An 11,527-nucleotide genomic window follows, 5' to 3' on the forward strand; every position below is an offset into this window, starting at 1 on the left:
GATTCCATCTTCAAATAACATAGTGTCAAATAACTATAACATAGCCACATTTTAAAATTCCAACTGGAGGTTTTCACTTTACCATGCCTAATCGCTATGCAGATTCTAATTTAAAACTATTTTCGCTAAACTCTGATCCCAAGTTAGCGAAAAAAATTGCTGAAATTCTTGGGGTAGAATTAGGAAAGAGTTCTGTAACTCGTTTTAGTGATGGAGAAATACAAATAAATATTGAAGAAAGTATTCGTGGATGTGACGTGTATATCGTTCAATCAACTAGCGCTCCAGTAAATGAACATTTAATGGAACTATTAATTATGGTAGATGCTTTAAAGAGAGCATCTGCAAAAACAATTAACCTTGTTATTCCGTATTATGGATATGCTAGGCAAGACAGAAAAGCAAGAGCAAGGGAGCCAATTACAGCAAAACTAGTTGCAAACCTGCTTCAAAGAGCTGGATCTACTCGTGTGATTGCTCTTGACTTGCATGCACCACAAATTCAAGGATTCTTTGATATTCCGATTGATCATCTTTTAGGTGTGCCTATACTAGGAGAATATTTCTTAAATAAGAAATTAGAAGATATCGTTATTGTATCACCAGACCATGGTGGGGTTACACGTGCTCGTAAATTAGCTGATCGTCTAAAGGCTCCAATCGCTATTATTGATAAAAGACGTCCACGACCAAATGTTGTAGAAGTGATGAATATTGTTGGTCATATTGAGGGGAAAACAGCGATACTAATCGATGATATCATTGATACAGCTGGAACGATAACATTAGCTGCAAATGCGTTAGTAGAGCATGGTGCTAAAGAAGTGTATGCGTGTTGTACACATCCAGTTTTATCTGGGCCGGCAATTGAACGAATTCAAAATTCAAAAATAAAAGAATTAGTTATAACAGACTCAATTACACTACCTGAAGAAAAACGTATTGATAAATTAGTTGAGTTATCAATTGCACCACTAATTAGCGAAGCAATTAAACGAATTCATGAAAAACAATCAGTAGACGAACTTGTACAACTATAACATTTGTTAATCAAAAATAACTGGAGCTATAAACAAGACTCCGGTTATTCCTTACGGCAAAATTCCCGGTATTAGTAAGGATGTGGATGTTTTGAGTATTGAAGTATCAGCATTAAAACATGTAACAGCTGATTGTGAACGTTGTTTTGGTTTGTGCTGTGTCGCCTTACCATATATGAAATCTGCTGATTTTGCTCAAGATAAAGATAGCGGAATTCCTTGCCAAAACCTTCAATCAGATTTCCGCTGTGGGATTCACAAGGATTTAAGGAAGAATGGATTTCGAGGCTGTACTGTATATGAATGTTTTGGGGCTGGCCAAAAGGTTTCGCAAATAACGTACAATGGGCATGATTGGAGAATCAATAAAGAAATCGCAAAGGAAATGTTTGATGTTTTTCCAATCATGCAACAGCTACACGAAATGCTTCGTTACTTATATGAAGCAATAAGCAGAAAAGAAACAAGTTCTATATATAAGGAACTCCATCAAGCGATAGAAGAAACTGAGGCTCTAACTCGTTTAAACCCAAAGTCGATTTTAGAACTAGATATTGTAGAGCATCGAACATTTGTTAATCACTTACTGTTGCAAACAAGTGAGTTCGTTCGTTCAAAGGTAAAGAAAGATCCAAAACAATGGAAAAAAGTAAAAGGAATCGACCTTATAGGAGGGGATTTAAGAAAAGCAAATCTTAAAGGAGCGAATTTAAGAGGAGCTTTCCTTATTGCGTGTGATCTAAGAGAAGCGGATTTAAGATATACCGACTTGATTGGGGCAGATTTAAGAGATGCTAATATATGTGGAGCGAATTTAAATGGTAGTATCTTTTTAACTCAAGCACAAGTTAATTCCGCTAATGGAGATATGAACACAAAATTACCTCCATCTTTAAGTATTCCCATTCATTGGCTAGGTTAATTTTTTTATTGTCAAAAAATTAATGGAATATAACATTTCATACAGGGGTATTATGTTTAGAAGTTGTTTGTTTTTCTGAAGATTGACAATATGTATTAATTTTGCTAAAATAGATAAAAGATGAATGAAACGTGAATTCCTCCAAAGGGGAGTAGCTGTTAAACAAAGTCGTCATTTCGGGAAATTTTTAGTTCCCCGGCTTTGTTGGCAAGTATATTTTGCTAGCGAGACCTTTGCCAATTAGTTTTCAATTGGTAAAGGTCTTTTTTAGATCTTTACCATCGGTAAGGATCTTTTTTCGTTTAGTAAAGGATACGATTTTCATTCATTCTTCTAGCTTACAGATTAAATAGAAGCAAAATCTATTTTCTCTATAGTATGTTTCATCTTGAAGAAGCATATTTATTTAAGCAATAACTATTTCCTTTAGAACTTATTGTTACTTTAGGAGAAATTAGGTGAGGGTTATGAAAAAAGAAGATTTGTACATAGTTGATGAGCTATTATCCCAAATAAAAATTACATCAAACCCCAAAAATAAACCAGTAACGATTTCGGGAAGTGTTAACGATTTAAGCTGTATCGGTGTTGGTACAGATGCGGCTGTTTTTCAATATGTTCAAGAACCATCATATGCTTTTAAATTATATGCTGATGATAAAAAAGGAAAAATTCAAACCGAAGCGAAAGTGTATAAAGAATTAAAGGGATCACCTTATTTTTCTAAATGCTACGGGGCTTTTGATAGATATTTAGTATTAAGTTACGAAACCGGCATTACACTTTATGACTGTCTTTTACAAGGTATTCATATTCCGCCACAGGTTATTCAGGATGTAGAAGACGCACGTAGATATGCAAAAAAAATGAATTTAAATCCACGTGATATTCATTTGAAGAATATTTTACTTCAGAATGGCAGAGCCAAAGTGATCGATGTATCTGAGTACTTGAAACCTGGTAATGACCATCGATGGGATCATTTGAAAAAAGCCTATGATGAATATTATCACTTAGTTGATGGCAAGGCGATCCCCATTTGGCTTTTGGAAACCATTCAAAGGTGGTATAACCAAAGACAACACTCATCAATTGAAGATTTTATAAAGGATGTACTAAAGTTAAAAGTGTTTTGGAAATGAATACATTCAAAAAAGGAGAGGAATTTCAAATGTTAAATAAAATCTTAAAATCTTTATTAGGTAAAAAATCTCATGGTAGATATAGCTCAAGTGATTTTAAACGAGGAAAATACTCAAATCGTCATCATCCGTCTAAATATGGACACCAATACTATAAAAGAAAAGGTAAATCTAGTAGTTTCTTTAGTTCGTATAGCAGTTAATATGAAAAGTCTGGAGGATTGTTTTAATGCAATCCTTTTTTTGTCCTCTTTAATAAAGAAACCAGCATCTCCTATTTAACGTCTAAAGAAGAAAGGGGGATGTTTAATGAAGAGCGTTATAGTTGTATTGCTGACTATTTCTTTTATTTGTATTCAAAGTGTTTCTTTTGCTACGTCATGGGCCTATCAATTTGTGGTGTGGGAAGAAAATATTTATGTTGTAAGTGAGGGTGAATATGTTACCGAGGTAGAGCAGAAAATTGGCGAAGTAACAAATTATTCAGATATGGAGCAATTGGGAGGAAATTTTTCTAATGCCTATCCAAAGGGAACAAAGTACTATTCTATGAAAGGAATAAAAACAGAGGATGCCATAGCTATTGAAAATGAAGGCGGCAATTATATAAAAGCAATCAGAGAAGGGCCATACACCTATTCTAAAACAGAAGGTGCAAATAGTTATTTTAATGGTACTATTTATGGGAATGGAGCAGTATCTTATATTTTTATCGGACTCATTCTAATAATTTCAGTATATTTTCTTGAAAAGAAGTTAAAAAAATAAACATTATTATACGACAAACATAACAATAAATAAGTACACCCCCGAGGAAATCGGGGGTTTTTTGTTTTTGAATGATGTTCATTCGTTAACAACTAGCCGTGGAAACAACACATTATTCTCTAAATGAATATGTTCAAATAAATCACTTTCAAGTTCTTCTAGTCTTTGGTAAACAACACGGTAAGTTCCGCATGCACCTTTTGGTGGCGTAAAGTCATTTGTTACTTTTCGTATTTTATTCATAATCTCCCCAGCATGGTCATGCTCTTCAAGCAAGTCATTCATTTTCTTCATCATGTTATCTCTTGTTTGTTCAGATGAAATATTCTCCATTTCCAAAATAAGTGGAAAGTCTTCTGTTTCTTCCTTTATAAGATGTTGTTCCAGTTCTGTTTTTAACTCATTGAATAACTGATATACATCTGCCAAGTACGGGTTACCTTTTCCATGAACTCGTAACACCTTTGTTACGTAAGGACTCAAGTGTGGTAATTCCTCATTTAAATATCTGTGATGTTTGTTCACAATAAAGTCGATTAGATCACGATTACTTGCCTTTCTCCAATCAATCCTTGGTTGGTTCCTTGTTTGTTCATATAGTTCATTTAACTCGTTTAAGATATGATCTGCTGGAAGGTTTTTCTCAACAATGGCTTCGATTAATTGTCGATTTCCTCCGCAGCAAAAATCAATTCTATATCCCTTAAAAAAATCACTAGACTTTGGGAATACACTGACAATTTCTCCAATTATTGATGTTTCATGAAACATTGACATCTCTAATAACCTCCTGTTTTAAATTTGACATCTCAAATCCAGAGTAACAGTTTCTTTGAAATTTCTTTGTGAGAAAAATCACATCTATAAAATTCGGTTTCAATTATAGTGAAGAACATAAGTAATATTTCAAATGAAAATTTAAGAAAATTTAAACCGAAGAATTTTTGGAAAATGGGAAAAAGCTTTTCAGAAATAAGGAGGAACAAAAATGGTAGACCTTGTGCCAATTGGAAAAAGAAAAAAACAATCACTTAATGATGCTTTTGCATCCCACTTTGCAAAATCAATGTTTTTAACAGTTTCAGCCATTATTATCCTGACTTTTATAGGAACAAGGATGTTTACACATGTTGATTTAAATTTGTATGGATACATGGTAGGAACAATTGTTTTTATTGGAGGTTTCTTTTACCGATTTATTGCTTGGGGAGAAAGACCGCCTACAAAAATATTTATCAAAAAAGGGCTAAAGCTTTTATTTAGGAAATCAACACCTAAAACATCAACAGAACAGCTAGTGACGTATAACTTTATTTGGAATAGAGGGATATATCGCTGGTTACAGCATATTTTAATCGGCTGGGGATGTATCCTATCATGCTTTGTGACCTTTCCTCTAGTTTTCGGATGGATGTACTTTACGATGGAGGAAAATGGTTACTATACCGTCGTGGCAATGGGAATTGACATCATGAGTGTTAAAGCAGATGGAATTTTAGCTTTCTTCTTTTACAATGCATTAAATATTACAGCGATTATGGTCATTGCTGGTGTTTGTATGGCTCTTTATCGTCGTTTGAAGAATATGCAAGCAAGAGCAGAACAAACCTTTATGTATGATTTTTTACCTCTATATCTTTTATTATTGATTTCCATTACAGGATTAGCGTTAACTTTTGTGAATGTCTTTTTGCATGGTTATGGGCAACCGATCATGTCATTGATTCATCAATATTCCGTTATTATCACATTAATTTATCTTCCGTTTGGAAAGCTTGCCCACATACCGTTTCGGCCATTAAGTGTATTTGCCCGTAATTATCGGGAGCATTATGCGGAGCAATCGATGAAAACATGCAAGGTTTGTGGGGAAAAGTTTGTGTCTGTAGAACAATCAAATGATGTCATCGAAGTACTAGGAGTAAATCAGATAGATTTTCATAAGGAGGATGGCTTTCATTTAGCAGAACTATGTCTACCATGCAGAAGAAAATACAGAATATCAAGATTTTCAGGATCACCTACACACAAAATCAAGGTAAAGGAGGCCAACCAGCATGCACAGGGATAAATTTTTTAGAGAAATTGAAAATTTGAATCATCCAAATGAAAAGTTGATAAAAACACATTGCAGCTACTGTGGGATGCAGTGCGGTATGAATTTACGAGTGAATACAACCACAAACAAAATTATTGGAGTAGAACCACGATACGATTGGCCGGTAACGGTAGGAAAAATGTGTCCGAAAGGTGTAACTGCCTACCAGCAAACAAATCATAAAGATCGAATCTTAAGACCGCTCATACGTGATAACGCAAGCTTGAAGGGGACAAAAGAAGGCTTCCGTGAAGCAACCTGGGAAGAAGCTTACGATCTGATTACAAGAAAATTCTTAGATTTGCAGAAAAATTATGGGAAAGACTCACTCTCTGTTTTTAGTGGTGTATCCATGACAAATGAAAAATGTTATTTAACTGGGAAGTTTGCAAGGGTAGCATTAGGGACGAGATATATTGATTACAATGGCCGCTTCTGTATGTCAAGTGCAGCCGGTGGATTTCTCCGCTCATTTGGTGTTGACCGTGGCTCAACACTTCCTTGGACTGATATTCATGAAACAGATTGCTTATTTATTGCTGGAAGTAATACAGCAGAATGTCATCCAACCTCTATGTTCCGTGTTTGGGCAGTTCAGGAAAGAGGCGGTTATTTAATTGTTGCAGATCCAAGAGAAACACCGATTGCGAGAAGAGCAGATATTCATTTGGACTTAAAGCCAGGTACAGATCTTGCATTAGCAAATGGAATTCTTTATTTATTAATCGAAAATGGGCATGTAGACAGCGAATTTGTAGCAAACCATACGAATGGATTTGAAGAAACGAAAGAAGTAGTGAAAGGATTTACTCCAGAGTACACAAGTGAAATAACAGGAGTTTCAATAGAAAAAATTAAAAAAGCAGCACAAATTTACGGAAAAGCACCAAATGCTATTGTCATGTTTGCAAGGGGAGTTGAACAGCAGCACAAAGGTGTTGATAATGTTTCGGCCTATGTCAATATGGCCTTAGTAACAGGGAAAATTGGTCGTCCAAAAGCAGGGATTGCAACATTCACCGGTCAAGGAAACGGTCAAGGCGGACGTGAGCATGGGCAGAAATCAGACTTATTGCCAGGATACAGAAAAATTACAAATCCAAAGCATGTTGAAGAGGTTTGTGAGGTATGGGGGATCACACCAGAAGAAATGCCAGGACCAGGTGTATCTGCTTATGAAATGTTCGAATTAATGGATGCGAAAACTATTCGTGGTTTGTATTTACTTTGTTCGAACCCTGCTGTTTCTGCTCCAAATTTAAATTTTGTAAAAAAGGCTCTTAAAAATCTTGATTTCATGGTTTGTTCAGACTTTTATTTATCAGAATCTGCGGAATTCGCTGATGTTATTTTACCATCTGTTACCTGGTCAGAAGATGAGGGAACAGTGACAAATCTTGAAGGAAGGATTATTAAGATAAACAAGGCGCAGGAACCAATTGGGGAATCAAAACCAGATTGGAAAATCCAAGTAGAGCTCGCTGAAAGACTTGGTAGAGGTCAATATTTTTCACATCTTAAAGAAGCCAAAGATGTCGCTGAAGAATTTAGACGGGCGTCAAAAGGCGGGTATGCAGACTATTACGGTGCTACTTGGGATAAAATCGACAAACAAGATGGAGTGTTTTGGCCGTGTAAAAATGAGGATGATCCCGGAACTCCGCACATGTTTCTAGATAAAAAATTTTATCACCCAGATGGAAAAGCAAAAATCTGTGCTCTACCTTATCGGCCGCCAGCTGAAGAACCATGTGAAAAATACCCGCTACGTTTAACAACTGGCCGTGTCGTTTATCATTATTTGTCAGGAAACCAAACGAGAAGAATCCCATTTTTACATGATATGTGTCCAGAACCATATGTGGAAATTCACCCTGAAAGAGCAGAGGAATACAACATTACACACGATGAAGTCGTTCGTCTATTTACCCGAAGAGGTGAGAGTTACTTTAAGGTGAAAATAACAGAAGCAATTCGAAAGGATACTGTTTTCGTCCCTTATCACTTTGGTCATGAAGAGTCTATTAATCTATTAACAATAGCCGCATTAGATCCAATATCTCGCATGCCTGAGTTTAAAGCATGTGCTGCACAAATCGAAAAGGTAGTAGTTGGGAAGGTGTAGAAATGAAAAAAAGACTTTATCTTGAATTAGAAAATTGTATCGGATGTCGTTCATGTCTTGCTGCCTGTACTCAATGTGGAGGACATGAGGAACGTAATCGAAATTATGTTTATGATGTAAACCCGATTGTCAATAGACAAACAATGCCGTTAATGTGTTTGCATTGTGTGAATCCAGCATGTGCAAGAAGCTGTCCTGCACAAGCTATTCAAGTTCATGAAACAGGAGCTGTCTTATCAGCACTTGTTGAAAAATGCATCGGTTGTCAAAATTGCACAATCGCATGCCCCTATGGAATTCCTAAGTTCGATACAGAACAAAATCTAATGTATAAATGTGATTTATGTATTGACAGAACAAAGGACGGAATTCCACCAATGTGCGCAAGTGTTTGTCCTTCGAATACTCTACAATGGCTAACAGAAGTAGAAATTGAAGCAAAGCAGAAAAAACATGATTTAAATAATGGAAAATGGGTTGCTAGCATGCCTTATTTAGAAGGCGAAACAAATGTGAAAATTAGTTTGCCAGGAATTTTACAAGGAACAACTAAGCTATTTTAGGAGGAAGTGGAGATGGTCGGTAAAAATAACAAAATACCATTTGAAGAAGATAACTATACTCATAATATTCATCGAAATAATGAACGAATGTTAGATCGAAGAGGGTTTATGAAAACATTGGTCGGTGCCGCTGGGTTGTTTGCTGTTTCTTCCTTACCATGGGGAGCGGTTGCCGCAAAAGAGTTATTAGGTTTAGGTGATAAGGAATATCCAAAAATGAAAATTGCTAATGTTCGAGATGTTGCAGTAGGTGATTCTGTCAAGTTTGCATTTCCTAGTGAGCATGACAGTGCTCTGTTGATTCGGTTAGGTGAAAATCAATATGCGGCGTATCAAAATGCATGTACTCACCTACGCTGCCCTGTGTTTTGGGTGAAGGAAGAAGGAGAAATGGTTTGTCCTTGTCATCATGGGAAATTTGATGCTTACACAGGTGCACCAACAGCAGGTCCACCAAGAAGACCATTACCTGAAATTAAAGTTAAGGTAGAAAATGGGGTTATTTATGCTGTGAGGGTGAAGCGATATGATGCTTAAAAAAATTAACGTTGTATTCCTTTGTACGATCTTATTCTTAAACATTATCTTTACTCAACTTATGGTTCATCAATATTTCTATGAGAACTATGGAAGTAGTTTATTATTTTGCGGTTTGAATCTGCTTTTGTTTCCAATTGCAATACTTATCTATAGAAAAGATAAAAAGCGAAAAGGCGTGTTATCACGATGAAAAATGAAACGTATTTAGATTTTTGTTTTATTAGAGAGGAAAAAGGAAGCTTTTCCACTGAAATTGATTTGCTATTAAAGGAGATGTTTTGTTCTAATCAATTACATTGGTATTTAGATGAAAATAGCGAACAGGGACTAGAGATTGTTGTAGCAGAGGTAAAAGGTATGAGTGATTGGAGTTCGGAAGAGCAGTTATTATCTTACTTAGAAGATCGTGGATCATCTTCTTTTTGGACCTATCTACAAGGTTATCAATTTTCAATTTATCCCTATATGAAAGGATGTCAGTCTGGTGGAACTCATTCATTTACTTGAACTGGAGAATTTTGTTTCCATTCCAATCAAATTAACCATTCATGGGAGTGAAGAAGAAGATAGACCGGTTTGGATGGAAAAAAAGATACAAAGTGTAAGGTTATGTCCAGATGGTACACATGTTCGTCTTTATTTTGATCACCATCATTTTATCGCAGTACCTAAGGAATCTGAAATTATAAGACAAAAACATGAGTGGAGCGCCTATGATGAAAAATCAAGCCTGCGGTATTTAATAAAGAAGGAGGGGGGAGGTTACCATGATTAAAAAGGTTCAATTACCATTACAAACAGTAAATTTAGTTCTCGGTTTTATGGTATGGGTCATCTTATCTTCATTAATGCCTTTTATTAAGGAAGATATTGCAATTGCTCCAGAGCAATTAGCCTGGGTAACGGCTATCCCAGTGATATTAGGATCGATTCTACGAATACCTATAGGCTATTATGCAAACTTACTAGGTGCCCGATTGGTGTTTATGATTAGCTTTGTTTTATTAATTCCTCCAGTCTATTATATTAGTATTGCAGACTCACTTACAGATTTGTTGATTGGCGGACTGTTTTTAGGGATTGGAGGAGCAGTTTTTTCTGTAGGGGTCACATCTTTACCTAAGTACTATCCGAAGGAAAGGCATGGGTTTGTTAATGGTATTTATGGTGCTGGAAATTTAGGTACAGCGATTAGTACCTTTGCTGCACCTGTCATTGCATCAAAGGTTGGCTGGTCTCTAACAATTCAGTTTTATCTTGTTATTCTAGCTATCTTTATAGCTTTAAACTTTTTCCTAGGTGATAGGCATGAACCAAAAGTTAAAGCCCCACTTATGAAGCAAATCAAAGGTGTATATAAAAATGCAACCATGTGGCAATTATGCTTATTTTATTTTATAACATTCGGCTCTTTTGTAGCCTTTACAATTTATCTACCAAATTTTTTGGTTGTGAATTTTGGGTTAGAAAAAGTGGATGCAGGACTTAGAACTGCAGGCTTTATTATGATGGCTACATTCATGAGACCTGTTGGGGGATATCTTGCCGATCGTTATCATCCGCTAAAACTATTAATGTTCGTATTCACTGGATTTACATTAGCTGCCATACTGCTATCGTTTGCTCCATCGATTGAATGGTACACAGTAGGGTGTTTAACCATCGCAGTGTGTGCAGGTTTAGGTAATGGTGTTATTTTCAAATTAGTACCTGCCTATTTTTCAAAGCAGGCAGGAGTTGTTAACGGATTAGTATCAGCGATGGGCGGGCTAGGGGGCTTTTTTCCGCCGCTTATTTTGGCAACATTATATAATATCACCGGACACTATGCGATTGGATTTATGGCTTTATCGGAAGTTGCGTTGGCAAGTTTAATCCTGGTGATTTGGATGTATTTTAAAGATAAGCTGGTGATTGCAAGTCAAGTTGTCAGCCATACAGTAGAAGGTATTATGATAACAGATAAACAGGGGAAGATTATTTCAGTAAACCCTGCCTTTACAAAGTTAACAGGATATGATGAACATGAAGTACTGGGTAAAAATCCGAATATGTTAAAATCAGGAGTTCAAAAGAAGGAATTTTATCAAGATATGTGGGATTCTATTCAGCAAAAAGGGTTTTGGCAAGGAGAAATATGGAACCGTCGGAAAGATGGTCATAATTACTTAGAATGGTTAACAATTAGTGCAATTCGAAATGATGCTGGCGAAGTTGTACAATATGCAGGTATGTTCAGTGATATAACCGATTACAGAAAAAATGAACTTACACATGACTCATAAGAAATGCCTAAAAATAAGAAGGGAGATGTCTCTTCTTATTTTTT

12 protein-coding genes are annotated in these 11,527 nt (G+C 35.8%); 11 read left to right on the plus strand and 1 reads right to left on the minus strand.

From position 1 onward, the window contains the following. Positions 1–83: 83 nt before the first annotated feature. The 4 genes from AC4GZ8_RS04100 to AC4GZ8_RS04115 all read left to right on the plus strand — a co-directional run bounded on the left by AC4GZ8_RS04100 (position 84) and on the right by AC4GZ8_RS04115 (position 3,872). Positions 84–1,040, plus strand: a complete 957-nt coding sequence (locus AC4GZ8_RS04100; protein WP_491080547.1) for a ribose-phosphate diphosphokinase — start codon at positions 84–86, stop codon at positions 1,038–1,040. Positions 1,041–1,215: 175 nt separating this feature from the next. After that, positions 1,216–1,962: a pentapeptide repeat-containing protein gene (locus AC4GZ8_RS04105; protein ID WP_491080853.1), complete on the plus strand. Its 747-nt coding sequence runs from the start codon at positions 1,216–1,218 to the stop codon at positions 1,960–1,962. Positions 1,963–2,429: 467 nt separating this feature from the next. After that, positions 2,430–3,104, plus strand: a complete 675-nt coding sequence (locus AC4GZ8_RS04110) for a serine/threonine protein kinase (RefSeq protein WP_491080548.1) — start codon at positions 2,430–2,432, stop codon at positions 3,102–3,104. Positions 3,105–3,413: 309 nt separating this feature from the next. Next, on the plus strand, positions 3,414–3,872 hold the full coding sequence (locus tag AC4GZ8_RS04115) for a hypothetical protein (RefSeq protein WP_491080549.1): 459 nt from the start codon (positions 3,414–3,416) through the stop codon (positions 3,870–3,872). A 78-nt stretch (positions 3,873–3,950) separates the two neighbouring features. Here the strand turns inward: AC4GZ8_RS04115 and ric are convergent, their stop codons facing one another. Further along, on the minus strand, positions 3,951–4,649 hold the full coding sequence (gene ric, locus AC4GZ8_RS04120; protein ID WP_491080550.1) for an iron-sulfur cluster repair di-iron protein: 699 nt from the start codon (positions 4,647–4,649) through the stop codon (positions 3,951–3,953). A 211-nt stretch (positions 4,650–4,860) separates the two neighbouring features. Here ric and AC4GZ8_RS04125 point away from each other — a divergent pair, with 211 nt between their 5' ends. The 7 genes from AC4GZ8_RS04125 to AC4GZ8_RS04155 all read left to right on the plus strand — a co-directional run bounded on the left by AC4GZ8_RS04125 (position 4,861) and on the right by AC4GZ8_RS04155 (position 11,483). Then, positions 4,861–5,943 (plus strand): hypothetical protein, encoded by a 1,083-nt coding sequence (locus AC4GZ8_RS04125; RefSeq protein ID WP_491080551.1) that lies wholly within the window; start codon positions 4,861–4,863, stop codon positions 5,941–5,943. Beyond that, positions 5,930–8,095 carry a molybdopterin oxidoreductase family protein gene (locus AC4GZ8_RS04130; RefSeq protein ID WP_491080552.1) on the plus strand — a complete coding sequence of 722 codons (2,166 nt, stop codon included), beginning with the start codon at positions 5,930–5,932 and terminating at the stop codon, positions 8,093–8,095. The genes AC4GZ8_RS04125 and AC4GZ8_RS04130 overlap by 14 nt, the downstream gene beginning before the upstream one ends. A 2-nt stretch (positions 8,096–8,097) precedes the next feature. Further along, on the plus strand, positions 8,098–8,658 hold the full coding sequence (locus AC4GZ8_RS04135; protein WP_491080553.1) for a 4Fe-4S dicluster domain-containing protein: 561 nt from the start codon (positions 8,098–8,100) through the stop codon (positions 8,656–8,658). 12 nt (positions 8,659–8,670) lie between these two features. Then, complete coding sequence (locus AC4GZ8_RS04140; protein ID WP_491080554.1) at positions 8,671–9,195, plus strand: Rieske (2Fe-2S) protein; 525 nt, start codon at positions 8,671–8,673, stop codon at positions 9,193–9,195. A 189-nt stretch (positions 9,196–9,384) separates the two neighbouring features. Next, the gene (locus AC4GZ8_RS04145; protein WP_491080555.1) at positions 9,385–9,705 is read left to right on the plus strand and encodes a hypothetical protein; all 321 of its coding nucleotides are present in this window, start codon (positions 9,385–9,387) and stop codon (positions 9,703–9,705) included. Beyond that, complete coding sequence (locus AC4GZ8_RS04150) at positions 9,683–9,973, plus strand: hypothetical protein (RefSeq protein WP_491080556.1); 291 nt, start codon at positions 9,683–9,685, stop codon at positions 9,971–9,973. Before AC4GZ8_RS04145 ends, AC4GZ8_RS04150 begins: the two co-directional genes overlap by 23 nt. Continuing rightward, positions 9,966–11,483: a nitrate/nitrite transporter gene (locus AC4GZ8_RS04155; RefSeq protein WP_491080557.1), complete on the plus strand. Its 1,518-nt coding sequence runs from the start codon at positions 9,966–9,968 to the stop codon at positions 11,481–11,483. Before AC4GZ8_RS04150 ends, AC4GZ8_RS04155 begins: the two co-directional genes overlap by 8 nt. The last annotated feature ends 44 nt before the right edge of the window (positions 11,484–11,527 follow it).

This window comes from Metabacillus sp. RB-C-LZQ-3-1 (assembly GCF_058315175.1).

What these genes read in the sequence shown, in the direction of transcription:
- AC4GZ8_RS04130 (WP_491080552.1), top strand. Translation starts at nt 5,930, where the DNA reads ATGCACAGGGATAAATTTTTTAGAGAAATTGAAAATTTGAATCATCCA.
- AC4GZ8_RS04105 (WP_491080853.1), top strand. Translation starts at nt 1,216, where the DNA reads ATGAAATCTGCTGATTTTGCTCAAGATAAAGATAGCGGAATTCCTTGC.
- AC4GZ8_RS04115 (WP_491080549.1), top strand. Translation starts at nt 3,414, where the DNA reads ATGAAGAGCGTTATAGTTGTATTGCTGACTATTTCTTTTATTTGTATT.
- AC4GZ8_RS04125 (WP_491080551.1), top strand. Translation starts at nt 4,861, where the DNA reads ATGGTAGACCTTGTGCCAATTGGAAAAAGAAAAAAACAATCACTTAAT.
- AC4GZ8_RS04155 (WP_491080557.1), top strand. Translation starts at nt 9,966, where the DNA reads ATGATTAAAAAGGTTCAATTACCATTACAAACAGTAAATTTAGTTCTC.
- AC4GZ8_RS04100 (WP_491080547.1), top strand. Translation starts at nt 84, where the DNA reads ATGCCTAATCGCTATGCAGATTCTAATTTAAAACTATTTTCGCTAAAC.
- AC4GZ8_RS04140 (WP_491080554.1), top strand. Translation starts at nt 8,671, where the DNA reads ATGGTCGGTAAAAATAACAAAATACCATTTGAAGAAGATAACTATACT.
- AC4GZ8_RS04110 (WP_491080548.1), top strand. Translation starts at nt 2,430, where the DNA reads ATGAAAAAAGAAGATTTGTACATAGTTGATGAGCTATTATCCCAAATA.
- ric (WP_491080550.1), bottom strand. Translation starts at nt 4,649, where the DNA reads ATGTCAATGTTTCATGAAACATCAATAATTGGAGAAATTGTCAGTGTA.
- AC4GZ8_RS04145 (WP_491080555.1), top strand. Translation starts at nt 9,385, where the DNA reads ATGAAAAATGAAACGTATTTAGATTTTTGTTTTATTAGAGAGGAAAAA.
- AC4GZ8_RS04135 (WP_491080553.1), top strand. Translation starts at nt 8,098, where the DNA reads ATGAAAAAAAGACTTTATCTTGAATTAGAAAATTGTATCGGATGTCGT.